Source organism: Sphaerisporangium dianthi, assembly GCF_042654065.1.
GTDB classification, from domain to species: domain Bacteria; phylum Actinomycetota; class Actinomycetes; order Streptosporangiales; family Streptosporangiaceae; genus Sphaerisporangium; species Sphaerisporangium dianthi.
Map to the genome: position 1 here is coordinate 31,579 of NZ_JBHSFP010000042.1, position 24,163 is coordinate 55,741.

Consider the following 24,163-nt stretch of genomic DNA (forward strand, 5'->3'; position numbering starts at 1 on the left):
GAGCGGAGGCGCGAGCAAGGGGCATGGCCAAGTCTCTTCCGCTGGTACTGAAGGGGCGTGGCCTGGTTATCTCCGAGGAGCAGCGGGAGCGCATCACGTCCTGCCGGGACGAGGAACAGCTCGAGAAGTGGCTCCTGCGCGCATGCGCCGTCGCGACCACCGACGAGCTGCTGGCCTGATGGTCGATGAGATGTTCTGACCAGTGGAAGTCGCCGGCTGCGTAGCGGCGTCGAGGAGTCATGTTGACCGCCCTGCTTGATAGGTGGTCTGACGGCACGGAAATCAGTGGCGGTTTCGCGATCTCACATGGCTACTCTTCGAAGTGATGCGATTATCAATAGTGACTGAATGGTGGAGGGGTGACGGAATGGTCATGCGTGGCCATTCCGGAGCCCATGGTCGCGGGGGTGTCATGAGCGCGATCGACCCGCACGCCTCACCTTGGTGCCTGTTCGGTGCGGTGATGCGGCACTGTCGTGGGAGCAGGCCGAATCTCGGGCTGCGGCGGGCGGCCGAGCAGATGTACACCGACTTCTCCAACCTGGCCAAGTGGGAACGCGGCGAACGGGTGCCCCCGCCGGACATGATCATGCGCCTTGACCAGGTGTACGGGGCGCAGGGCATCCTGACCGCGTTGTACGCGACGCTGGAGCGACTTGATGCCGCCGAGTCGGAGCAGCGGAATGCGGGTAGATATCGCGGAAACTCCGCATATTGCAACGGAGATGACGACATGGAACGCCGTGCCGCCCTCCAGTTCCTCGCCGGCCTTGGCACGCTCGGCAGCCTGGGAATCTCCGGCGAACCCCTGCGCCAGTTGCTCGACATCTCCCTCGGGCAGGAGCACCGCAGTCTCGAAGACTGGGACCTGGCCTGCGCCGACCACCTGCACGCGCTACGCACCCGGCCCCCGGCGCAGGTCGCCACCGATCTGATCATCGATCTGTACGCGCTGCGCCGCCAACTGGACACCGCCACCCCGGCCGACCAGATCGAGCTGCAACGCAGCATGGCGGTGCTCGCGTCCTTGCACGCCATTGTCCTGACCTATATGGACGATCACGGCGGGGCGATGCGCTGGTGGCGCACCGCACGGCAGGCCGCGGACCTCTCTGGTGACCTGGCTCTTCGCCTGTTGGTCAGATGCGAGGAGGCCGGGCACGGTTTGTACGGCCAGCGGTCCCCCCAGGCCGTACTCGAGTTGGTACGTCGCGCCCAGCAGCTCACCCAAGATCCGGATGCCGATCTGATGACCACCGAGGCCAAGGCCTTGTCCATGCTCGGCAGGCACGACCAGGCGCTCGACACGTTGCACAGCCTGCATGAAACCGCTGACAAGGGTTTCGCCCCGGACTACTACGGCTTCTGGACGCCGAACCGCATCTATTTCACCGAGAGCTGGGTGTACGCCGCTGCGGGCCAGGAGTTGGCGGCGGAAACCGCCCGTAGCAATGTGCTCAAGCACAATCGGAGCTACATCCACCCGGTCAACGCTGACCTCCATCGGGCGCTGTGCACAGTCGTCCAAGGTGGAATCGATGACGGGATGCACCAGGCGGCGACGACAATCGACGCGCTCAAGCCCAGCCAACGAGTCCGTCATATCACCGAAACGGGGCACATCGTGCTCCGTGCCGTACCGCGCGACCAGCGGGATCGCCCCTCCGTTGCCGAGTTTCGAAAGGTGCTGGCAGTCGAACCCGTCCGAGGTGGCTGAAGAGAGTCGGATCTACTAGGGCATCCCCGCCCGGGCCCGCAAGGTCGTGACGAGCAGGTCGTGGGCGGGGCGGGGGGTGGTCGGGAGGAGCTCGATGAGGTCGGTGTGGTGAGCTTCCAGGACGCCGGCCTTGGCGTTGGAGAAGAGCGAGAGCGTATGGGTGACCTGGTACGGCTCCAGGCCACCGCCGGCGGCCAGGGCCGCCCGCGTCTCCGAGAGGGAGAGGCTCCGGTAGCCGACCTTCCGGCCGAGCGCCTGTGTCAGCGCCTCCGCGATCTCCGTCCCGCCGATCGCGACCAGGCCCTCGAGTTCGTAGGCCCTGCCCGCGTGGCGGCTGCGGTGGCCTGAGATCAGGTCCCGCTCGGTCTCGGCCGCGACGCGGACCGCCACGTCGGCGAGATCCCGCCTGTCGACGACGGAGACGCGGCCGGAACCCAGCGCGGCCGCGAAGACGCCGGTCGTGGCCGCGGACGCGGCGGCCTCCGTGGCGAGCCCGAGGACGATCTCGGTGTACAGGCCGTTGCGCAGAACGGTGACGTCGAAGGGGGCGGCGGCCAGGCGGGCCTCGGTCCAGCGGTGCGGGAGCGCGATGGTCATCAGGTCACCCGAGCCGGCCAGGCTGGTGTAGATGACGTGCCGTACGCCCGCCGCGGTGGCCGCCTCCGCCACCGCGTCATGACGGGCGATCACGATGTCGTCCTCCGCGTAGCCGGCGGAGATGAACACCAGTGTGTCCACGTCCCGGAGACCTTCCGCCAGAGTCTCCGGATCGTCGAAGTCGATCCGGCGGGCGGCCGAACCGTCGCCGGTGCGCGTGCCCGCGACCACCTCCAGTCCTTCCAGTTCTGCAAGTCCTTCGAATATCAGGCCACCCAGTGCGCCTGAAACGCCTGTGACGAGAATCATCGGTGCGCTCCCCGTGTTGGTGTCGAAAGGAAACGACACCAAGCATCCGCGTGACCCTGCGGAGCAGGAAGAAGGCACTTTGATGTCAGCCACGAACATCACGGTCACCTCCCAGCTCACAGACGCCGTGCCCTTAGGCCCATGTGGAGATGACGACTGCGGGATCCGCGACGTCCTGGACAGGCTCGGCGACCGCTGGACCGTACTGGTGCTCGTCGAGCTGTCGAAGGGCGTCCGGCGCTTCAATCAGCTCCATCGGGCCATCCCGGGGCTCTCGCAGCGGATGCTGACCGTCACCACCAAGCGTCTGTGCCGCGACGGCTTCGTCGAACGGACCGCCTACCCGACCATCCCGCCGCAGGTCGAATACCGCCTCACCGACATGGGACGCGGCCTCGCCGACACGGCGTTCGTTCTGGCGGACTGGTCCCGTGCGAACAAGGAGGCCATCGCCGCCGCTCGCGACCGGTGGGATGCCGAGCACGAGTGACGGTCATGCCGCGCCGCCGCGTCCGCGACGCGGCGGTCGGGGCGGCGCACCGTCCGGGCGGGTGGGGAGGATGGGGGCACCGCGGATGGCGCGGCGCACCGTCCTGCTGGGTGGGGACGATCGGGGGCGCCGCGGGTGGCGTGGTGCGTTGTTCCGCTGGGCCGGAGGTGAGGTCAGACCGCGGTGAGTTCGCGGTCGTGGGTGGCGAGCCAGTCTTCGTCCCAGTCGAGTTCCTTGCGCAGGCAGACGGTGGTGCCGTTGCCGGGGGTGATGTCGAAGGAGATCTCGTCGACGACCGACTGCATGATGAGGATGCCGCGTCCGTGCTCGGCGTCGCCCGAGGGGTACTGCCGGGGGATGGCCCCGAGCCCGAGGCCGTTGTCGGCGACGCGGAGCTCGCAGCGACCCTGGCCGATGGCGGCGGTCACCGCGTAGCGCTTGGAGGGCCCGCCGTGCCGGACGGCGTTCGCACAGGCCTCGGAGGTGGCCAGGAGCACGTCGGACACGCAGGCTTCGGTGACGCCGATGCAGCGGAGGGTGTCCCCCAGAACCCGCCGGACCATCGGGATGCCCATGGCATCCCGCGGCAAGGCCAACGAGAACTCAATATCCACCGGACTCCTCCGCGACGCCGAAAGTCACGTGGGGGAGGTTCCCCGGAGAATCAGGGCTAACCGCAGAATCACGCTGTTGTTATTTACTGTTGGTCAGACGCTTGCTTTCTGACCCAACCCAATCTCCCTTATGCGTGATTTGTCCGCCTTTGGGGCTGAAGGTGGGGGAGCCTTACTCCGCCTCGACCCGCACAGAATAGTCCTCGATGACGGTGTTGGCGAGGAGGGTCTCGGCCATCTTGCGGACGTCCGCCAGCGCCGCCTCGTCGGCCGGGCCGTCGATCTCGACCTCGAACCTCTTGCCCTGCCGCACCTCGGCGACGCCCGAGAAGCCGAGCCGCGGGAGCGCCCGGGCGATCGCCTGCCCCTGCGGATCGAGGATCTCCGGCTTGAGCATGACGTCGACGATGACGCGTGCCACGTGTACCCCCTGTTCGTGCCGCCGGCTCCCCACTCGGGTCCGGCCTGGTCCGGCGGGACAAGCCTAACGGGTGCGGGCTCCGTCGCCTGTCCCCGGCCCGGGCTGGGGTGCTGGGCCCCCTAGCTGCACACTGGGGCGTGGAATGGTGTGCGACAGGGCGCATCGGGAACGGGAGAAGTGTGGAAGACGAGGTGGCCGGTCTTGCGCAATGGCCTGTGATGTCTGCCACCATGTCCCCAAACGCGGGCGTACCGCCACCAGTAGGTATGGACCCGTGTCAACTGGCCGAACCTCGATGGTGATCCCATCAGCATGGCCCTGAACGCACAGGAGCGGCACGTGACATTCGACGCCTCTGGTGGTGCCGAGGCACCCCCCGAGCTCGTCCAGCTTCTCACCCCGGAAGGTGAGCGCGTCGAGCATCCCCTCTACGACATCGACCTGACGCCGGAGGAGGTGCGCGGCCTCTACCGCGACCTGGTCCTGGTGCGGCGTGTCGACAAGGAGGCCGTGGCCCTCCAGCGACAGGGCGAACTCGGCATCTGGGCCTCACTGCTCGGGCAGGAGGCCGCCCAGATCGGTTCGGGGCGCGCCCTGACCGACGTGGACATGGCCTTCCCGACCTACCGCGAGCACGGCGTGGCCTGGTGCCGCGGGGTCGACCCGGTGAACCTGCTCGGGCTCTTCCGCGGCGTCAACCACGGAGGCTGGGACCCCGCCGAGCACAACTTCCACCTCTACACGATCGTCATCGGCAGCCAGACCCTGCACGCCGTCGGCTACGCCATGGGCATCCAGCGCGACGGCGCCGACGCCGCGACGATCGTCTACTTCGGCGACGGGGCCACCTCCCAGGGCGACGTCAACGAGTCGTTCATCTGGGCGTCGGTGTTCAACGCTCCCGTCGTGTTCTTCTGCCAGAACAACCAGTGGGCCATCTCCGAGCCCCTGGAGAAGCAGTCGCGCATCCCCCTGTACCGCCGGGCCAGCGGGTTCGGCTTCCCCGGCGTCCGTGTGGACGGGAACGACGTCTTCGCCTGCCTGGCCGTCACCCGGCAGGCGCTGAAGAACGCCCGCGAGGGCCAGGGGCCGATGCTGATCGAGGCGTTCACCTACCGCATGGGCGCCCACACCACCTCCGACGACCCGACGCGTTACCGCGTGGCGGGGGAGCTCGAGGCGTGGAAGCTCAAGGACCCGATCGAGCGCGTCAAGGCGTACCTGTTCAAGAACCAGTTCGCCGACCAGGACTTCTTCGACTCCATCGAGGCCGAGGCCGCCGACCTCGGCCGGGACGTCCGCAAGCGCTGCCTGGAGATGCCCGACCCCCACCCGCTGGAGATCTTCGAGAACGTGTACACCGAGCCCCACGCGCTGCTGGCCGAGGAACGCGAACAGTACGCCGCCTACCTGGCGAGCTTCGAGGGAGGCGAGCGATGACCACGCTGACGCTCGCCAAGGCGATCAACGAGGGCCTGCGCACCGCCATGGAGGACGACGACAAGGTCCTCATCATGGGCGAGGACGTCGGCAAGCTCGGCGGGGTGTTCCGGGTCACCGACGGGCTGCAGAAGGACTTCGGAGAGAGCCGCGTCATCGACACCCCGCTCGCCGAGTCCGGCATCATCGGCACCGCCATCGGCCTCGCGCTGCGCGGCTACCGTCCGGTGTGCGAGATCCAGTTCGACGGGTTCGTCTTCCCCGCCGCCGACCAGATCATCACGCAGCTGGCCAAGATGCCGCTGCGCTCGCTCGGCAAGCTCCGGCTGCCGATCGTCGTCCGCATCCCCTGCGGCGGCGGCATCGGCGCGGTCGAGCACCACAGCGAGTCGCCGGAGGCGTACTTCACCCACACCGGCGGCCTGCGCGTGGTGGCGTGCTCCAACCCCGTGGACGGCTACCACATGATCCAGCAGGCGATCCGGTGCGACGACCCGGTCATCTTCTTCGAGCCCAAACGGCGTTACTGGGACAAGGCCGAGGTCGACCGGGACGCGGAGCCGATGCCGTTCGACCGCGCCCAGACCGTGCGCCCGGGCACCGACGTGACCGTGCTGGCGTACGGCCCGATGCTGAAGACCTGCCTTGAGGCCGCCGCCGCGGTCGAGGAGGAGGGCCGCTCGCTGGAGGTCATCGACCTGCGCTCGCTCAACCCCCTGGACACCGGCCTGATCTACGAGTCCGTACGGCGCACCGGCCGCTGCGTGGTGGCCCATGAGGCGCCGGTCTTCTCCGGGCTCGGCGCGGAACTGGCCGCGCGCGTCACCGAGGCGTGCTTCTACAACCTGGAGGCGCCCGTGCTGCGGGTCGGAGGCTTCTCGACGCCCTACCCGCCGTCCCGGCTGGAGGACGACTACCTGCCCGACCTGGACCGGGTGCTGGACACCGTCGACCGTACGTTCGCCTTCTAGGAGGGGCTGTGCTTCGCGAGTTCAAGCTCCCCGACGTCGGTGAAGGCCTGACCGAGGCCGAGATCGTCAAATGGCACGTCGCCGTCGGCGACCAGGTCGAGATCAACCAGACGATCGTGGAGATCGAGACGGCCAAGGCCGTCGTCGAGCTGCCCTGCCCCTTCGAGGGCGTGGTCAGTTCCCTCATGGCCGCCGAGGGCGAGACCGTCGACGTCGGCCGCCCGATCATCGCGGTGGACGACGGCGAGGGCGGCCCCGCGGCCTCCGCGGGCGCCTCCGCGGGCACCGGCGCCCCGGCCGTCTCCGGCCCCGGCGCTCCCGCGGCCCCCGCCGAGGGCGGTCCGGTGTCGCGCGCGGCGGCACTGGCCGACGACATGATCCCCAGCCTGCCCGCGAGCGCCCCGGCGCGCCAGCCGGTGCTGGTCGGATACGGCGTCAAGCCGGGCGCCACCACCCGCCGTCCCCGCAAGTCCTCCGCCCAGACGTCCCCGGGCGCCGCCTCCACGGCCCAGGGGGCGCAGGCCCCGGGCGCTCCGGCGCAGCCCGTTCGACCCGTTCAGCCCGCTCCGGCCTCGCTCGTCCCGGACCAGCCCGCCTCCGCGCCGGCCACGCACGCGCCCGGAAGGGTCGCGGTGCTGGCCAAGCCCCCGGTGCGCAAACTGGCCCGAGACCTCGGCGTGGACCTCACCGCCCTCACCGGCACCGGCCCGAGCGGTTCGATCACCCGGGACGACGTGCACGCGGCCGCCGAGGGCGCGGCGCCCGCGGCCGTCCCGGCCGTCCCGGGCGTCGCACCCTCCCAGTACGCCGGCCTGGCCGCAGGCGAGCGGGAGGAGCGCATCCCGGTCAAGGGCGTGCGCAGGGCCACGGCGGCCGCCATGGTCGCCTCGGCCTTCACCGCCCCGCACGTGACCGAGTGGCTGCAGGTCGACGTGACCGCCACCATGGACGCCGTACGGCGGCTGCGCGAGCTGCCCGATTTCGCCGAGGTCAAGGTCTCGCCGCTGCTGCTGGTCGCCAAGGCGCTGCTCACGGCCGTCCGGCGGCACCCGCTGATCAACTCCACCTGGACGGGGGAGGAGATCGTGGTCAAGCGGTATGTGAACCTCGGCATCGCCGCGGCCACGCAGCGCGGGCTCATCGTGCCGAACGTCAAGGAGGCGCAGGCGATGTCCCTGCCCGAGCTGGCCGGGGCGCTGGGCGAGCTGACCGAGAAGGCCAGGTCGGGGCGGTGCACCCCCGCCGACCTGACCGGCGGAACGATCACGATCACCAACGTGGGCGTGTTCGGCGTGGACGCGGGCACTCCCATCCTCAACCCGGGCGAGGCGGCGATCCTGGCGTTCGGCCAGGTGCGCGACCTGCCATGGGTGGTGGACGGCCAGATCGTGCCGCGCAAGGTCACCACGCTGGCGCTGTCGTTCGACCACCGCGTCGTGGACGGCGAAGTCGGCTCGTACGTGCTGCGCGACGTGGGCGCGATGCTCCAGGATCCTCTGCGCATGCTCGCCTGGAGCTGATCGGCCTTCTTCGCCGGGAACCGGCGGCTCACCCCCGGACGGCGCCCGCCGCCTTGCGGGGGTGAGCGGGCTCCGCGGGGCGCCCGCCAGGCGGTGGCGGCCGGGCGGCGGGCCCCTGCGCGGCGTCGACCGCGGGCCCCTGCGCGGCGTCGACCGCGGGCCCCTGCGCGGCGTCGACCGCGGGCCGCTCGCGTGCCTTGTCCGGCCTGGCCTTACGCTGGCGGTCTGCCATCGCTGAAGGAGAGATCATGTTCCGGCACGTCGTGATGTTCACCTGGGTCGCGGGCACCACCGAGGAGCAGAAGGCCGAGGTCGAGGCCGGGCTGAAGGAGCTGCCGGTGGCGATCCCGGAGATCCGCCGCTACGAGGTCGGCAGGGACGCGGGCATCAACCCGGGCAACCACGAGTTCGTCGTCGTGGCCGACTTCGACTCGGTCGAGGACTACCTGGTCTACCGCGACCACCCCGTGCACCGGGCGGTCATCGCCGACGTCATCCGGCCGATCCTCGCCTCCCGGTCCGCGGTGCAGTACACCCTGTGAGGCGGTTGCCGTACGGCCTGTGAGGCGGTGCCGCACAGCCTGTGAGGCGGTGCCGTACGGCGTCATGAGGCGGCGCCCGCACGAACCTGTGCGGGCGGTGCGGCACGGCCGTGAGGCGGTGCGGCGCCGTCGGCCAAGAGCGGCTCGCGGGGCGGCGAGGTCAGACGGTGGGCGGGTGGTTCTCGCGGTGATCGGGGTAGTCGTGGTGATCCGGGTACTCGCCTTCGGAGATGGCGCCGCGGCGGGACATGAGGAAGAAGCTCAGCAGCAGCCCCACAACGCCGACGATCATGAAGATGACGCCGATGATGTCGATGTGCACCGAGCTGCCCAGCACGTCGGGATCGATCGCGAACTTCAAAATCGCCCCGACGGTCAGAAAGAAGATACTGACCCCGATGCCCATCCAGACCTCCGGGACTCGTGTTCGGTATAGAACGCTACGCGGCAGGGTAATACCCAGCCGCGCGCGGAACACTACCGATCTCGGCGCCCTTCCAGCACGATTTCCCCGTGCCCGCCGGGCGATCTGCGCCCGGCGGGCACGGCGGGCCGTGCGCGGCGTGTCCGAGACCCCGGGTCAGAAGGCCTCTTCGGGCAGCTCCATCAGGCTCTGGTCGGTCGCGGCGAGCGTCCGGCGCTCGGCGGACAGGCGGGGAAGGACGGTCTGGGCGAAGAAGGACGCGGCGGCCACCTTGCCGGTGTAGAACGCCTTGTCGCGGTCGGAGGCGCCCAGGGACTTGAGGGCCACGTCGGCCTGGCGGAGCAGCAGCCAGGCGATCACCAGGTCGCCGAGGGCGAGCAGGAACCTCGTGGTGTTGAGGCCGACCTTGTAGACCTCCTTCGGGTTCTCCAGCGACCCGATCGCCCACCCGGCCATGGTGTCGGCCATCGCCTTGACCTCGCCGGCGGCCTCGTCGAGCAGCTTCCGCTCCTCCTTGAGCCTGCCGTTGCCGGCGTCGGAGGCGGCGAAGCCGGTGATGTCGGCCAGCAGCGCGCCGAGCGCGGCGCCCTGGTTGCGCAGGACCTTGCGGAAGAACAGGTCCTGGCCCTGGATGGCCGTGGTGCCCTCGTACAGCGAGTCGATCTTGGCGTCCCGGATGTACTGCTCGATCGGGTAGTCCTGGAGGTAGCCCGAGCCGCCCAGCGTCTGCAGCGAGCGGGCCAGCATCTCGTACGAGCGCTCGGAGCCGACGCCCTTCACCAGGGGGAGCAGCAGGTCGTTCATCGCCTCGGCCGCGGCGTCCCTCGTGCCCTCGAACTCGGCGATCTGCACCGCGTCCTGGAAGGTCGCCGTGTACAGCACCAGCGCCCGCAGGCCCTCGGCGTAGGACTTCTGGAGCATGAGCTCGCGGCGGACGTCCGGGTGGTGGGCGATGGTGACGCGGGGAGCGGTCTTGTCGGCCATCCTGGTCAGGTCGGCGCCCTGCACGCGCTGCTTGGCGTACTCCAGCGCGTTGAGGTAACCGGTGGACAGGGTGGCGATCGCCTTGGTGCCGACCATCATGCGCGCGTGCTCGATGATCATGAACATCTGCTTGATGCCCTCGTGCACCCCGCCGATCAGGACGCCGACGGCCGGGTGCTTCTCGCCGAAGGTGAGCTCGCAGGTCGTGGAGACCTTGAGGCCCATCTTGTGCTCGACGTTGGTCACGTACACGCCGTTGCGCTCGCCGAGCTCGCCGGTCTCGACGTCCACGTGGTACTTGGGCACCAGGAACATCGACAGGCCCTTGGTGCCGGGGCCCGCGCCCTCGGGCCGGGCCAGCACGAGGTGGAAGATGTTCTCGGTCATGTCGTGCTCGGCGCTGGTGATGAAGCGCTTGACGCCCTCGATGTGCCAGGTGCCGTCGGGCTGCTGGACGGCCTTGGTGCGTCCCGCGCCGACGTCGGAGCCGGCGTCCGGCTCGGTCAGCACCATCGTGGCGCCCCACTGCCGCTCGATGGCCAGCATGGCGAACCGCTTCTGCTCCTCGGTGCCGATGGTGTGCAGCACGTGGGCGAAGGCGGGGCCGCTCGAGTACATCCAGATGGCCGGGTTGGAGCCGAGGATCATGTCGGCGACGGCCCAGCTCACGCTGCGGGGCAGGCCGGGGCCGCCGAGCGCCTCCGGCAGGTCGAGATTGGTCCACCCCGCGTCCCGGAAGGTCTCATAGGACTTCTTGAAGCGCGGAGGCATCGTCACCGTGCCGGTGGCGGGGTCGAAGACCGGCGGAGTGCGGTCGCCCTCCTCGAACGAGTCGGCGAGCACGCCGGTGGCGAGCCGCTGGACCTCGGCGATCACGCTGCGCACGGTGTCCTCGTCCACCTCGGCGAACCGCCCGGCGCCCAGGATCTCACGACGGCCGAGCACCTCGAAGAGGTTGAACTCAAGGTCTCGAACGTTGCTCTTGTAGTGGCCCATGGCTGCGCGTCCCCTCGTCCAAGGCATGCGGGCAGTGTCCTACTGGTGAGTAACCTTACCTCAGATGCTACCCGCGAGTAACCCCTACAAACTGGGGTGAAAGTGCTATCCGTCGCCTCCCGTGCGAGCCATTTGACCTGCGGGATCCCGCCTCCCGTCCCCGGCGACCCGCGCGGTCCTCCCCAATCGGCGGCGCACGGCGCTGGCGACGTCGGCCGCTCCCAGAGCGCCCGCCACGCAGGCCACCGGGATCACGGGCAGCACGTAGCGGTGGTCGAAGTCGAGCACCGCCACCGGGCCGGCCAGCAGGAAGACCGCCGCCGCCCACGGCAGCGCCGCGCGCCGCCGCCCGGTGACCGCGCCCAGCCCGCCCACCAGCAGGATCAGCGCGATGAACGGGCCGCGCAGGTACGCCGGGTACTGGTAGGCCACCAGGAACCCGGCCCACGGCTCCGCCGAACTCAACCCCCGGATGGCGGGGTCGTACTCCCGGCGGACCTTCCCCACCAGCGGATAGTCAGGCAGCGCCCACTCGCCTCGCGCGAAGCCGAAGGCCGGTGTGACCCGCATCGGGTGCCGCACCGGCGTCCAGGCGAAGGTCAGCGCGGTGTCCCTGGCCACGTCGGCGAGGTAGTCCAGCGGCTGGGCCATGATGGCGCGCAGCGCGAAGGATCGCGCCAGGTCGTTGTTGCCGTCCCGCCCGCCCGGCAGCCGGTTGAGCGAGGCGGCGGGGTCCCACACGTACTCCGACGCCGCGTCCTGCCATGCCCCGTTGGGACACAGGGCGCGCTCGGCGGCCGGCGGTTCGATCACGTCGCAGTCGGCGAAGGTCATGGTGCGCGCCCACAGCACCACCCCGTCCCCGCCCGTCAGGGCGAACCGCCCGTTGACCTGCGCGTTCCAGCCCGCGTACGCGACCAGCGGAAGTGCGCCCGCAAGAGCCGCGGCCGCCAGGCGCCTCAGGCCTGCCCGCCGCACACCCAGATGGAGCAGGACCATGACCAGCAGCGGAAGGGCGATCGTCCGGGTCAGAGCGGCCAGGGCGAGCAGTGCCCCGGCCGCGGCGCAGGCTCGCACGCCCGGCTTGGGCGACCAGCCGAGGACCACCAGCGCCGCGACGACGAGGAAGATGAACAAGGTGTCCGACAGCACGGCCTGCTCCAGCCGCAGGAACGACGCGTCGAACAGGACGGGCACGGCGGCCAGGCACGCCCCCCAGGCCGGAAGCCCACGCCGGCGCAGCACCGCGTAGATCATCACTCCGATGCCGAGCCCCATCGCATGCTGGACGCCGGCCACCAGGGTCACGCTGTGGAACGGCCGCAGCATCCACAGCAGCAGCGGATACCCGCTCGGATGGAAGCCGAGCGACGGGCGTAAATGCGAAGCCACGTCCAGATAGGTGAACGAGTCGTACCAGTACAACTGCGCCGGCCGATACCCCAGCATCGTCACCCCCCGCAACGCCGCCGCCGAGGCCAGGACCACCGTGAAGAGGCGGTGGAGGCCGAAGGTGCGCCGAGCCCGGTCGAGGGCGTCGGAGGATGCCGTGCGAGGGAGGGTCTGCATCGATGTCCACTCCGATTTCGGGCATGCCGATGACAGCACGTGTCATCTCATATGCGGTGAGTAGACGGCTCAGGGCGTGACGGGGCCCGGACGACGGCAGGCGGTCAGATCAGATCTGGACGGCCCGGTCAGGCGATGCGCCCGCGGTCCGGGACGGTCGCGAGGTGGCGGAACGGCCCCCGCCCCCTCCGTGGATGATCGCCGGTCAGGAACGTCCGGGGCAGTGGTTCCGCAGGTTGAGCAGCGGGTCCGGATGGGGGGCCACGTCGACCAGGAGCAGCGCCGTGCCGGGCCGGCTCATCACGCCGTCGTGGACGTACCACGAGTCCGCCGCCGACGGGACGAGGCCGTGATAGGTCACGAACTCCACGCGCGGCACTCCCCGCTCCTTGAGCATCCGCACGACGACCGGGACATGCTTGTTGACGAAGGGCGTGCAGTGGAGCGGCTCGCCGTCGGCGGCCAGCGTCGCTCTCACCTTGTACTCCTCGCCCGCACGCGCCTCGCGTCCGAGCACGACGTTGGCCCGGTCCTGGTAGCCGACCGGCACCTTGAGGCCGATCTGGCACCCTTGCCAGCGACGTGGGAAGCCGCAGCCAGGCGCTTCCAGGGCGGTGATCTCGTTGCTCAAGGTCATGATCACCCCCTCCAGGCTCGGGGTGACGGGTTCCAGGCTCAGCCGGACGTTCAGGTGGACGGCCCTGAACTCCCTCTCGTAGCGCTCAGGGTCGGCGAAGAGGTCCTTCACCGTGACGATGTAGTCGCCGCCCTCGCGCGTGATGTCCAGCGCGGCCGAGGCCGGGCGGGGGCCGAGGCCCGCGGCGTCCGGCAGGAACCAGCTCGCCAGCACGATCGCGACGGCCAGGGGAGCCAGCACGCGCAGGCGCCGATGCCATCTCAGGCGTCCCCGCTGCTGGACCGCCGTCACGGCGTCCGAGTCGCAGGCCGTGCCGGTCGTGATCTCGTCGAGCAGCTCCAGCGCGCCGGGGGTCAGGCCGGGGCCGGGCGAGGGGGCGATGGAGGCGACCAGGCGGTCGAGGTCGGTGTTCATGACTGCCCCTTCAGCAGCGCGACCGCGCGCGGGCCGTAGACGACCAGATCCAGGTCCGCGGCGTCCAGTTCTCGCGCGAGCCGTTTGCGGGCGCGGTGCAGGCGCAGGCGCACGGCGCCGCGCGAGCAGCCCAGCACCGTGGCGATCTGCATGGTGTCCAGCCCTTCCCAGCTCACCAGCGACAGCAGTTCCCTGTCGTCCGGGCCGAGCCGCTGGAACGCCTCGCGGATCGCGCCGACGTCCCGGTGGGGTTCGTCCTGCTCCCATGTGGCCAGCTCGTCGCGCAGGCGCGTGGCCAGGGCGGTGCGCCGCAGCTCGCCGCGGCGCTGGTTGGCGAGGACGTGCCGCGCCACCCCGTACAGCCAGAGGCGGGCCTGCTCTCCCTCGGGGATGTCGCCCACCCGGCGCCAGGCGGTGGTGAAGGTCTCCGAGAGCGCGTCGGCGGCGTCGTCGGGGGACTGGGTGCGCCGCCGGACGTACCCGAGAAGATCCGCATAGTGGGCCACGTAGATCTCCTCGAAACGCCGCCTGGGGTCGGGTGGTCCCACGCCGCCGTCCTTCCGATGGGGGACTGCTCCACCCAGCCTGGCCGGAGGAGCCACTCGTCACCACACATGTCCGGCTATCGAGAAACGTTTCACCCCATGAAGGCTGGATCAGGGAATGCGAACGGGCCGCCACTGGGGTGACGGCCCGGGGAAACGAGGCGGGCCGTGGGGGCCCGGGATGGGGTCCGGGGCGCGCCGGCCAGGCGGCCCCGGAAGGTGGATCAGCGGGCCGACTGGGCCTTTCCCCTGAGCGACAGCGTGCCGATGGCCGCGATCAGGTAGACCAGGGCGCCGCCCCACAGCGCGGCGAAGGCGGCGCCGAACACGCCTTCCTGGTCGAAGACGAGCTGCACCGGGTACATCAGCACGGCCGCCGCGATGCCGGGGTAGAGCGCGAACCGCCACGGGTGCTGCAGCGACCAGAGCCGGGCCTGCCGGGTCACGCGATCGCCGACGTTCGGCTTGCTGACCGCGCCGATGGCCGCGACCAGGCTGAACAGGGTGATGCCGACGCACAGGGCCCAGGTGAGGTCGGCGGGGCCAGGGAGGACGACACCCATGAGATAGCTGATCGCCGCGCTCGCACCACCGGTGATCGCCGCGGCCTTCCACGGCGCGCCCCGCAGGGCCGCGCCGGCGAGCGACATCTCGTCGCGTCGAGTCAGTTCGTTCATGTCTCACAGATTGCCCCGCACGACGGCTTAGGCACATCGGGGACGAACCCTGATCCGCCCCTGACACCTCCTGCGGCCGTTCTTGGGTGGTCGTGGCGGGGTGGATAACCTTTGGGGATGTCTGTGTTCTTTCGCGCTGCTCGCCGGGAAGACGTCCCTTCGATCGTGGCCATGCTCGCCGACGACCCGATCGCGGCGGCGCGGGAGGGCGATCCGTCGGACGAGGTCTACCTGGACGCCTTCCAGGCCATCGACGCCGATCCGCGGCAGGAACTGGTCATCGCGGAGATCGACGGCCAGGTGGCGGGCACGATGCAGATCACCTACATCCCGGGCCTGTCCCGTAAGGGCGCGGAACGGGCGCTGATCGAGGCCGTCAGGGTGAGCGCCGCCCATCGCGGGCAGGGCGCCGGCGGCGCGATGATCCGCTGGGCCGTCGACCGCGCCCGCGCCCGCGGCTGCCGGATGGTGCAGCTCACCAGCGACAAGGCCCGCGCCGACGCGCACCGCTTCTACACCTCGCTCGGCTTCGTCGACTCCCACGTGGGCTTCAAACTCGCCCTGTGACCGGCGTCAGGGCAGCGGAGCGATCTCCACGAGGTTGTCGTGGTAGACGGCGCCCCTGCCCATGTCGGCGTCCTGCTCGTCGACCAGGACGTTGACGTTGACCCCGCCGGGACTGAGCTTGGGCCAGTTGCCCTTGGTGGTCGCGACGACCCCCTGGGCCACCCGGTCGCTGATCCGCAGGTGGAGGGTCATCTCGCCGTTGCCGTTGAACACCCGGACGCGCTGCCCGTCGCTCAGCCCGCGCTCGGCGGCGTCCTTGCCGCTGACCAGGATCTCCGGGGTTCCGGCGCGGCGCCCCAGCTCCGGATTGTTGCCGAACATCGTGTTGAGGAAGGTGTGCGCCGCCGGGGTGATCATCGCCAGCTTGTACGGCCCGCCGGTGACGGCCGAGAAGGGCGGGACGTACCCCTCGTTCTCGGCCGGGAACTCCAGCCTCCCCGAGGCGGTGGGAAAACCGTCGGCGAAGGGGAGGAACGGATCGGGGTAGTTCATGCGGGCCCATCCTTCCCGTCGGAGCCGTTCGACGGTGATCCCCTCCAGCGCCGGATGGCCGCCGGACAGCAGTTGCCCGGCGATCTCGAGGTCGGAGTCGTACAAGGAGGGCTCGGTGAGCCCGAGACGGCGGGCCACCCTGCGGAAGGTCTCGGTCGTGGACAGGCACTCGCCGGGCGGGGCCACGGCGGGCTCGTTCCACATCAGGTACATGTGGCCGTACCCGGCGTGCAGGTCGAAGTGCTCGATCTGCATGGTCGCCGGCAGGACGATGTCGGCGTAGTCGACGGTGTCGGTCGGGAACTGCTCCATCACCACCGTGAACAGGTCCTCGCGCGACAGCCCTTCGCGTATCCGGTTCTGGTCGGAGGTGCTGCCCATCGGGTTGGCGGCGTAGACCCACAGGCACTTCACCGGACGGGCGGCGTCCGCCAGGCCCTCGGCGAGCCGGGTCATCGTCAGCGTCCTGACCGGCCCGGGGAGCAGGTCGGGGCGTACATCGGCCTGGATGGGGACGTGGGCGCTGGTGGAGTAGGAGACGCCGCCGCCCACGTGCCGCCAGTCGCCGGTCACGCCGGGGATGCAGGCGATCGTCCGCATGGCGGTGCCGCCGCCCCGGTGGCGCTGGATGCCCATCGTGGCCCGGATGCCGGTCGGCCGGGTGTGCGCGAGCCGTACGCCGAGGGCGCGGATGTCCTTCTCCGGGATACCGGTGATCTCGGCCGCCACACTCGGCGGATATCTCCGGATCTCTCGCTCGAAGTCCGCCCAGCCGTGCGTGTGGTTCTCCAGGAAATCGCGGTCCTCCGCCCCCTCGTCGAGCACGACGTGCATCAACGCCAGCGCGAGCGCGGCGTCGGTGCCGGGCCGGATCGCCAGGTGCTCGTCGGCCTGGTCCGCGGTGCGCGTCCTGATCGGGTCGATCGTCACCACGTGCGCGCCCGCCGCCCGCGCCTGCTGGATGAACTTCCACAGGTGGTGGCCGCTGGTCAGCGTGTTCGTCCCCCACAGCAGGATCAGCCGGGACTCGGCGAACGACTCCGGGTCCATGCCGCCGGGCGTCCCGTTCGTCCGCCTGAGGCCGAGGTTGCCGGCCCTCGAGCAGATGTTCAGGTCGTGGTAGGAGGCTCCCAGGGCGTTCCAGAGCCGCCGGCCGGCCTGGCCCGTCTCGCCCTGGATGTAGCCGAGCGTCCCGGTGCCCTGGTACGGCCAGATGGCCTCGCCGCCGTACTCGTCGATGATCCCGGTGAGCCGGCGCGCGATCTCGTCGAGCGCCTCGTCCCAGGTGATGCGCTCGAACCGGCCAGAGCCCTTCGGGCCGACCCGGCGCATCGGGTGAAGGATCCGGTCGGCCGCCTTGGTGTGCTCCAGATAGCGGTTGACCTTCACGCACAGAGCACCGCGCGTGTAGGGCTGGTCGTGGTTGCCGCGCAGGCGCACCGCCTCACCGTCCTTGACGGTGACGACCCAGGAGCAGGTGTCCGGGCAGTCAAGTGGGCAGGCGCCAAGAACGTTCAGCTCACGACTCATGAATAGAACGGTACATAAAGGATGCGCAACGGACACAGGCGCCTGCTGTGTGCGGAGTAGAGCGAACCGGGCATCCGTCCCAGGTAGTGCGAGCAGCCCATACTTACGGGCGATGTGCCAAGGGCCGTCATACCGCCACCATTGATGACGCCCCATCTGACTGATCCCTCATGGGCGAGCGCGCCGTAGAGTGTCAGCGAATGGCCGGGGTGCACCAGTTCGCCGACGACCGCTGAGGCATGAGCCGACGGGGTCGCCCGAACGCCGGTGAGCTCCTGCTCTTCACCGGTGAACAGACCACAGGGAAAGATCATATGCCCCGAGACGTGCGCAGACGCCAGCGGTGACCGACATCAGAGAGCGCGGCGAGGCGGAGGAGGCGGCGGCGGAGGACATCTCCGTGGCCGGTTCTTCCATGACCCCGAACGGCCCGCGCGCTCCTGGCCTTCCCACAGACGTCTCCGCCGCCGAGACCGCGATCCCCGCCGAGAGCGGGGCCGGTTCCGCGGCCGGTCCCGCCGCCGAGGACGGTCCCACCGCACAGGCGGAGGAAGAGCGTTCCGCCGCGGGCCGGGCGAAGGACTCCCACTCCGCCCCCGGCGAACCGATCGTGCCCGTCGTCGAGCCGCTGCTGCCCCAGCGCATCCGCCGGCCGTCCGACGCCTTGCGCTTCTTCGTCACCCTCCTCGCGCTGACCGCGGCCGTCCTGCTCGCGCTCGTCGCCAAGCAGACGCTCAACGGCCTGGAGGCCGACGTCACCGACGGCACCAGCCGGGCCCCCGAACTGCTCATCGGCATCGCCAGCTTCCTCGCCGGCACCGCCGTCCTCGCCGTGCCGGCCGCCTTCGCCGTCGAGCGGGTCTTCCACCGTGACGGGCTGCGCGTGGCCGAGGGCCTCATCGCGGCGATCATCGGCATGCTCGTCTCGTTCGTCCTCGGCGAGTGGCTGGCCGTGGCCGGCCCCGACGACCTGCGCCTGCTGCTCACCGGAGGACGCGAGGTAGAGCCGCTCAACACCCTGCTCACCTCGGTCGTCGCCTACGTCACCGCCGTGCGCATCTCCCGCCGCCCCACCTGGCGCGCGATGATGTGGATGGCGATCGCCCTGGACGTGTTCGCGCTGTTCACCAGCGCGGACGCCACAGCGCTCGGTGTCTTCGTCACCTACCTCGTCGGCCTGGCCGTCGGGTACGCCACCCTCTACGTCGTCGGCAGCCCCAACACCCGGCCGCCGGGCAGCGCCGTCATGGCCTCCCTGCGCCGCCTCGGGTTCACCCCGGCCAAGGCCAGGCGCATGGCCGACGACGCTCAGGGCAGCCGCCGCTACGCCGTGACGATGGCCGACGGACGCAAACTGGACGTCACCGTCCTCGACCGCGACCGGCAGGTCGCCGGGGTGCTGTACCGCCTGTGGCGCGGCATCCGGCTCAGCTCCGAGACCCGCCGCAGGGCCATCCGCTCGCTGCGCGCCGAACTGGAGCGCGAGGCCCTGATGGCGTACGCCGCCCAGGCGGCCGGCGTGAACACCGCGCGCCTGGTGGGCACCAGCGAGATCGGCACCGACGCCGCGCTCCTCGCCTACGAGCACCTCGAGACCCGCGCGCTGGACGACGTGCCCGACGACGAGCTCGCCGACGAGCTGCTGGTCAAGATATGGAAGCAGGTCGAACTGCTCCAGGCCCAGCGCCTGGCCCACCGGCACCTCACCGGTGAGAGCATCCACGTCGACGGCGACGGCGAGGTGGTGCTCACCGACGCCCGCAGCGGCGAGATCGCGGCCGGCGACCTGCTCCTGCGCCTGGACGTCACCCAGTTGCTCACCTACCTCGCGCTGCGGGTCGGGCCCGAGCGCTCGGTCATGTGCGCCGCCGAGGTCATCCCCAAGCGGGCGCTCGCCGGGGCCCTCCCCCTGCTCCAGCGCATCGCCCTGACCCGCGGCACGCGCGCCCAGGTCAGCAAGGACAAGGGGCTGCTGCCGGCGCTGCGCGAGCACATCCTGGCCCTCACCCCCCAGGTGCAGGTCGAGGAGGTGCGCCTGGAGCGGTTCCAGCCCCGCACGCTCGTGACGATCATCGCGAGCGCGCTGGCCGCGTACTTCCTGCTCTCGCAGCTCAGCCGGGTCAACCTGACCGAAGTGATCACCACCGCCGAGTGGGGCTGGGGCGGGGTGGCGCTCGCCGCCGCCGGCCTGAGCTACGTCGCGGCCGCGCTCATGGTGCGCGGCTTCGTCCCGGAGAAACTGCCCCTCGGGCAGACGGTCCTGGCCCAGTTCGCCGCCTCGTTCGTCAAGCTCGTCGCCCCCGCCGCCGTCGGCGCGGTGGCCATCAACTCGCGGTTCCTGCAGAAACGCGGCATCGCGCCCGGCCTCGCCGTGGCGAGCGTGGGCGCCTCGCAACTCGTGGGGCTCGGCTGCCACATCCTGCTGCTCCTGCTGTTCGGCTACCTCACCGGCATCAAGGCGGCTCCGTCGGTCAGCCCATCGCGCGGCCTGGTCATCGCGCTGCTGTCCGGCGCCGTGCTGGTGCTCATCGTCCTCGCCGTGCCGCCGCTCCGGCGCCTGATCACCGGGCGCATCCGCGCGCTGTTCTCCGGCGTGATGCCCCGCCTGCTGGACGTGCTGCAGTCACCGCGCAAGATCGTGGAAGGACTGAGCGGCACGTTGCTGCTCACGCTGACCTTCATCATCTGCCTGGCCGCCTGCGTGAAGGCCTTCGGCGGCTCGCTGAGCTTCGCGGCCGTGGCCATCGTCGTCCTGGCAGGCACGGCCATCGGCTCCGCGGCCCCGACCCCCGGTGGGCTGGGGGCGGTCGAGGGGGCGCTCTATGTCGGCCTGACCCTGTCCGGGCTGCCGCCCACCGTGGCGACGTCCGCCGTGCTGCTCTACCGGCTGCTCACCTTCTGGCTGCCGGTGCTGCCCGGATGGGCGTCCTTCGCCTGGCTCCAGCGGCACGACGGCCTGTGACCGCCCGGCCCCGGTGACCGGCGGGGCCTCTGACCGCCCGGCCCTTGTGACCGACGGGACCTCTGACCGCCCGGCCGTGGTCACGGTCTCCGGCGCGGGATCGGTGCCGTGATCACGAATTCTGGACAGAAGACAGGCGGGAAAGAAGCAGGCCCGGACCCGTGTGCCGGGGCCGGGCCTTGTGGATCCGCCGGTCAGACGATGCGCTCGCCCGGCTGCGGGATCTCCTTCTCGATCGCCGCGAGCTCCTCGGCGGAGAAGTCCAGGCGATCGACGGTCGCGATGTTGTCCTCCAGCTGCCGCACGCTGCTCGCGCCGATCAGCACCGAGGTCACCCGCTGGTCGCGCAGCGCCCACGCCAGCGCCATCTGGGCGAGCGACTGGCCGCGGCCGGCAGCGATGTCGTTCAGGGCGCGGACCCGCTGGAGCAGCTCGTCGGTGAGCTGGCTCGGCCGCAGGAACCGCTCTTGGGAGGCGCGCGACCCTTCGGGGACGCCCTTCAGGTACCTGTTGGTCAAGATGCCCTGCGCCAGCGGCGAGAACGGGATGCATCCCACGCCCTCGGCCTCCAGGGTGTCGAGCAGGCCGTCCTCGATCGCGCGGTCGAGCATCGAGTAGCGCGGCTGGTGGATGAGCAGCGGGGTGCCCATCTCGCGCAGGATGCGGGCCGCCTCCCTGGTCTGCTCGGGCGTGTAGTTGGAGATGCCCGCGTACAGAGCACGCCCCGAACGCACGGCCGTGTCCAGCGCCCCCATCGTCTCTTCGAGCGGGGTGTCGGGGTCGGGCCGGTGGCTGTAGAAGATGTCGACGTAGTCGAGCCCCATACGCGCCAGCGACTGGTCGAGGCTGGCCAGCATGTACTTGCGCGAGCCCCACTCACCGTAGGGGCCTGGCCACATGTCGTAGCCCGCCTTGGTGGAAATGATCAGCTCGTCGCGGTACGGCCGGAAATCCTGAGCGTAGAGCAGCCCGAAGTTCGCCTCGGCCGAGCCGTACGGCGGGCCGTAGTTGTTGGCGAGGTCGAAGTGGGTCACTCCCAGGTCGAACGCCCTGCGCAGCGTCGCCCTCTGTGTGTCGAACGGCTTGTCGTCGCCGAAGTTGTGCCACAGGCCGAGCGAGACCGCGGGAAGCTTCAGGCCGCTCCTGCCCGACCGGTTGTACGGTTGGCGCTCGTAGCGCTCGCTTGCCGCCGAATAGGTCACTGCGTCTCCCCTGTCTCTTCGTTCTTCCGCGAGACGGCCCGGTCGATGATCCACGAAAGGGTGAAGGCCTCCTCGCGCCATGCGTCGTACCGGCCGCTCCGCCCGCCGTGACCGGCGCCCATCTCCGTCTTGAGCAGGAAAGGCCCGCCCCGGGCGGTCGAGCGCAGCCGGGCGATCCACTTCGCCGGCTCGTGGTACAGCACACGGGTGTCGTTGAGGCTGGTCAGCGCAAGTATGGGAGGGTACACCCGGTCGTCGACGTTCTCGTAAGGGGTGTACGACTTCATGTAGTCGTAGACGTCCGCGTTGTGCAGCGGATCGCCCCACTCGTCCCACTCGATGACGGTGAGCGGCAGCGACGGGTCGAGGATCGTGTTCAGGGCGTCGACGAACGGCACCTCCGCCACGACACCCGTGAACGCCTCGGGAGCGAGGTTGGTCGCCGCCCCCATCAGCAGGCCGCCGGCCGAGCCGCCCCTGGCGATGATGTCGCGGGACCAGCCGGACTTCTTCATGTGCCGCGCCGTGGCGACGAAGTCGCTGAAGGTGTTCTTCTTGTGACCGAGTTTGCCCTGCTCGTACCACTGGCGGCCCATCTCGCCGCCGCCCCTGACATGCGCGATCGCGAAGACGAAGCCGCGGTCGAGCAGGCTGAGCCGCGCCACCGAGAAGGAGGGGTCGATCGAGGTCTCGTAGCTGCCGTACCCGTAGAGCACGGTGGGAGCGGGCCGCTCGGTGCCCTTCTTCGTGACGATCGAGATCGGGATGCGCGTGCCGTCGTCGGCGGTCGCCCACCCTCGGAACTGCTCGTAGTCCTCGGGGTCGTACCCGCCCAGCACCGGACGGCGCTTCAGCAGGATCAGCTCATGATCGGTGAGGTCATAGTCGTACACCGACGGAGGCGTGACCATCGAGGTGTAGGCCAGGCGCAGCCGGTTGGTGTGGAACTCGGGGTTCCCGGCCGGTTCGGCGGAGTGGATCGGCTCGGGGAAGGAGATCTCGTACGGTTCGCCGTCCGTCGGCAGCACGCGGATGCCGGTGAGGCCGTCGCGGCGGAAGTGCACGACGGTGTGGTCGCTGAACGCGTCGACGTCGAGCAGCCGGGTGTCGTCGCGGTGCGGGATGAGCGGCGTCCACGCGGCCGGGTCGTCGACCGGGGCGCCGGCGATCTCGAAGTTCTGCGCTCCCTCGTTGTGCAGGATGAGGAAGCGGTCGCCCGCGTGGTCGATGGAGTACTCGACACCGGTCTTGCGAGGACGGACGACCCGGAACTCGCCCGTGGGGTACTCGGCGTCCAGGACGCGCACCTCGCTGGTGATCTTGCTTCCGGCGCTCAGGACGAGATAGCGCTCGCTGCGGGTGAGGCCGACGCCGACCCAGAACCGCTCGTCGGTCTCCTCGTAGACGAGCACGTCGTCCTCGGCGGGAGTGCCGATGATGTGCCGGTACACGCGGTAAGGCCGCCACGCCTCGTCGATGGTCGTATAGAAGAACGCCGAGCCGTCGGCCGCCCAGGCGCCCCCGTAGAAGATGCCGGGAATCTCGTCGGTCAGCATCTCGCCGGTCTCGAGCCGCTTGAATCGCAGGGTGAAGCGCTCGTTGCCGCTGAAGTCGGTGGAGTAGGCGAGCACGGTGCCGTCCGGGCAGACCGCCGAGGTGCCCACGGCGAAGAACGGGCTGTCGCCCGCCAGCTCGTTGCCGTCGAGGATCACCCGCTCACCCGGAAGAGCCTCGCCCGGCTTGAGCTCCGGAGGAGTGTCGCCGGTGGCCTCCAGCCGGCACTGGATGCCGTACTGCTTGCCCTCCGCGGTGCGCGAGTAATACCACCAGCCGCCCTTGCGCGTGGGGACCGAAAGGTCGGTCTCCAGGGTGCGGCCCTTGATCTCCTGGAAGATCTCTTCCTGCAGACCGCGCAGGTGCTCGGTGCGGGCCTGGGTGTAGGCGTTCTCCGCCTCCAGGTAGGCGACCGTGTCGGGATCTTCCTTGCTGGTCATCCACGCGTACTCGTCGATCACGGTGTCACCGTGATGAGTGCGTTCGGCCGGGACCTTCTTCGCCACGGGAGGCATGTCGCTGCTCACGTCGCCGAGTCTATGGCGCGGTCTTGCCCGGCCAGCGGGCATGACGCGGGTCCATGACAGCGAAGTGTGCGCCGACACTCCCGAAGGCTGCTAATCTTCTGGAGTCGGCATCGCCCGGCACAACCCCAAACCACCGCACCAGCGGCTCGGCGTGGGCACGTGCGGGAGGTGACCGGAACCCCACGAACTTCACCGGTCTGACCGGGCGGTTTGCGCCGCTCGACCCGATCGGGTAAGTTAGAGGGGTTGCCCTGGAAACGGGGCGGCCTGAATGCTAGATGGTTCGGGTCGTTGGAAGTCAAGTGCGGGTAACACCGCGATTTGGCTCTGATCGGCCGGGTCGGCTAGAATTAAGGCAGACGAAATGAACGCCCCGGACCGGGGTCGGGCTCCTGGTGGGTCTGGTTTCCGGCTGGTGTACGCGTCCGTTTCTTGAGAACTCAACAGTGTGTTAAAAGCCAG

Annotated in this window: 22 protein-coding genes; 9 read left to right on the forward strand and 13 right to left on the reverse strand. The window is 70.0% G+C overall.

Features of this window, described 5'->3' with window-relative positions; genetic code table 11:
* Nucleotides 1-23 precede the first annotated feature (23 nt).
* Nucleotides 24-179 carry a hypothetical protein gene (locus ACFO60_RS36385; protein WP_380850433.1) on the forward strand — a complete coding sequence of 52 codons (156 nt, stop codon included), beginning with the start codon at nt 24-26 and terminating at the stop codon, nt 177-179.
* A 233-nt stretch (nt 180-412) separates the two neighbouring features.
* Nucleotides 413-1,717 (forward strand): helix-turn-helix domain-containing protein, encoded by a 1,305-nt coding sequence (locus ACFO60_RS36390; RefSeq protein WP_380850436.1) that lies wholly within the window; start codon nt 413-415, stop codon nt 1,715-1,717.
* A gap of 15 nt (nt 1,718-1,732) precedes the next feature.
* Here ACFO60_RS36390 and ACFO60_RS36395 read toward each other — a convergent pair whose 3' ends face one another.
* A complete protein-coding gene (locus ACFO60_RS36395) occupies nt 1,733-2,623 on the reverse strand; it encodes an NmrA family NAD(P)-binding protein (RefSeq protein WP_380850439.1) in 891 nt (296 codons plus the stop codon).
* Nucleotides 2,624-2,705: 82 nt separating this feature from the next.
* On the opposite strand from ACFO60_RS36395, the gene ACFO60_RS36400 reads away from it, so the two are divergent.
* Nucleotides 2,706-3,113, forward strand: a complete 408-nt coding sequence (locus tag ACFO60_RS36400) for a winged helix-turn-helix transcriptional regulator (RefSeq protein ID WP_380850442.1) — start codon at nt 2,706-2,708, stop codon at nt 3,111-3,113.
* 173 nt (nt 3,114-3,286) lie between these two features.
* Here ACFO60_RS36400 and ACFO60_RS36405 read toward each other — a convergent pair whose 3' ends face one another.
* Nucleotides 3,287-3,727, reverse strand: a complete 441-nt coding sequence (locus ACFO60_RS36405; RefSeq protein ID WP_380850445.1) for an ATP-binding protein — start codon at nt 3,725-3,727, stop codon at nt 3,287-3,289.
* A gap of 172 nt (nt 3,728-3,899) precedes the next feature.
* Nucleotides 3,900-4,148, reverse strand: coding sequence for a phosphoribosylformylglycinamidine synthase subunit PurS (gene purS, locus ACFO60_RS36410; RefSeq protein ID WP_380850446.1), 249 nt, complete (start codon nt 4,146-4,148; stop codon nt 3,900-3,902).
* A gap of 339 nt (nt 4,149-4,487) precedes the next feature.
* Between purS and pdhA the strand changes: the two genes are divergently transcribed.
* From pdhA to ACFO60_RS36425, 3 genes are read left to right on the forward strand one after another with little or no spacing between them, the layout of a single operon-like run.
* Nucleotides 4,488-5,588, forward strand: coding sequence for a pyruvate dehydrogenase (acetyl-transferring) E1 component subunit alpha (gene pdhA / locus ACFO60_RS36415; protein WP_465269897.1), 1,101 nt, complete (start codon nt 4,488-4,490; stop codon nt 5,586-5,588).
* Nucleotides 5,585-6,559 carry an alpha-ketoacid dehydrogenase subunit beta gene (locus ACFO60_RS36420; RefSeq protein WP_380850452.1) on the forward strand — a complete coding sequence of 325 codons (975 nt, stop codon included), beginning with the start codon at nt 5,585-5,587 and terminating at the stop codon, nt 6,557-6,559. The genes pdhA and ACFO60_RS36420 overlap by 4 nt, the downstream gene beginning before the upstream one ends.
* Nucleotides 6,560-6,567: 8 nt before the next feature.
* Nucleotides 6,568-8,079: a dihydrolipoamide acetyltransferase family protein gene (locus tag ACFO60_RS36425; RefSeq protein ID WP_380850455.1), complete on the forward strand. Its 1,512-nt coding sequence runs from the start codon at nt 6,568-6,570 to the stop codon at nt 8,077-8,079.
* A 28-nt stretch (nt 8,080-8,107) separates the two neighbouring features.
* Here the strand turns inward: ACFO60_RS36425 and ACFO60_RS36430 are convergent, their stop codons facing one another.
* Nucleotides 8,108-8,311: a hypothetical protein gene (locus ACFO60_RS36430; RefSeq protein WP_380850458.1), complete on the reverse strand. Its 204-nt coding sequence runs from the start codon at nt 8,309-8,311 to the stop codon at nt 8,108-8,110.
* Between the two features lie 16 nt (nt 8,312-8,327).
* Between ACFO60_RS36430 and ACFO60_RS36435 the strand changes: the two genes are divergently transcribed.
* Nucleotides 8,328-8,621 (forward strand): Dabb family protein, encoded by a 294-nt coding sequence (locus tag ACFO60_RS36435; RefSeq protein WP_380850461.1) that lies wholly within the window; start codon nt 8,328-8,330, stop codon nt 8,619-8,621.
* Between the two features lie 160 nt (nt 8,622-8,781).
* Here ACFO60_RS36435 and ACFO60_RS36440 read toward each other — a convergent pair whose 3' ends face one another.
* From ACFO60_RS36440 to ACFO60_RS36465, 6 genes are all read right to left on the reverse strand, one after another.
* Nucleotides 8,782-9,027 (reverse strand): hypothetical protein, encoded by a 246-nt coding sequence (locus ACFO60_RS36440; RefSeq protein ID WP_380850464.1) that lies wholly within the window; start codon nt 9,025-9,027, stop codon nt 8,782-8,784.
* Between the two features lie 174 nt (nt 9,028-9,201).
* Complete coding sequence (locus ACFO60_RS36445; protein WP_380850492.1) at nt 9,202-11,025, reverse strand: acyl-CoA dehydrogenase; 1,824 nt, start codon at nt 11,023-11,025, stop codon at nt 9,202-9,204.
* Nucleotides 11,026-11,130: 105 nt separating this feature from the next.
* Entirely contained in the window at nt 11,131-12,594 is a 1,464-nt protein-coding gene (locus ACFO60_RS36450; protein ID WP_380850467.1) for a hypothetical protein, read from the reverse strand.
* Nucleotides 12,595-12,799: 205 nt separating this feature from the next.
* Entirely contained in the window at nt 12,800-13,645 is an 846-nt protein-coding gene (locus ACFO60_RS36455) for a hypothetical protein (RefSeq protein WP_380850469.1), read from the reverse strand.
* Nucleotides 13,642-14,193, reverse strand: coding sequence for an RNA polymerase sigma factor (locus tag ACFO60_RS36460; RefSeq protein WP_380850472.1), 552 nt, complete (start codon nt 14,191-14,193; stop codon nt 13,642-13,644). The genes ACFO60_RS36455 and ACFO60_RS36460 overlap by 4 nt, the downstream gene beginning before the upstream one ends.
* 221 nt (nt 14,194-14,414) lie before the next feature.
* Nucleotides 14,415-14,867, reverse strand: coding sequence for a hypothetical protein (locus ACFO60_RS36465; protein ID WP_380850475.1), 453 nt, complete (start codon nt 14,865-14,867; stop codon nt 14,415-14,417).
* A gap of 117 nt (nt 14,868-14,984) precedes the next feature.
* Here ACFO60_RS36465 and ACFO60_RS36470 point away from each other — a divergent pair, with 117 nt between their 5' ends.
* Nucleotides 14,985-15,434: a GNAT family N-acetyltransferase gene (locus tag ACFO60_RS36470; RefSeq protein ID WP_380850478.1), complete on the forward strand. Its 450-nt coding sequence runs from the start codon at nt 14,985-14,987 to the stop codon at nt 15,432-15,434.
* 6 nt (nt 15,435-15,440) lie between these two features.
* Here ACFO60_RS36470 and ACFO60_RS36475 read toward each other — a convergent pair whose 3' ends face one another.
* Nucleotides 15,441-17,456, reverse strand: coding sequence for a molybdopterin-containing oxidoreductase family protein (locus ACFO60_RS36475; RefSeq protein ID WP_380850481.1), 2,016 nt, complete (start codon nt 17,454-17,456; stop codon nt 15,441-15,443).
* 343 nt (nt 17,457-17,799) lie between these two features.
* Between ACFO60_RS36475 and ACFO60_RS36480 the strand changes: the two genes are divergently transcribed.
* Nucleotides 17,800-20,418, forward strand: a complete 2,619-nt coding sequence (locus tag ACFO60_RS36480) for a flippase-like domain-containing protein (protein ID WP_380850484.1) — start codon at nt 17,800-17,802, stop codon at nt 20,416-20,418.
* A 194-nt stretch (nt 20,419-20,612) separates the two neighbouring features.
* Here ACFO60_RS36480 and mgrA read toward each other — a convergent pair whose 3' ends face one another.
* On the reverse strand, nt 20,613-21,620 hold the full coding sequence (gene mgrA, locus ACFO60_RS36485; protein WP_380850486.1) for an L-glyceraldehyde 3-phosphate reductase: 1,008 nt from the start codon (nt 21,618-21,620) through the stop codon (nt 20,613-20,615).
* Nucleotides 21,617-23,701, reverse strand: a complete 2,085-nt coding sequence (locus tag ACFO60_RS36490; protein ID WP_380850489.1) for a S9 family peptidase — start codon at nt 23,699-23,701, stop codon at nt 21,617-21,619. The genes mgrA and ACFO60_RS36490 overlap by 4 nt, the downstream gene beginning before the upstream one ends.
* Nucleotides 23,702-24,163: the final 462 nt, after the last annotated feature.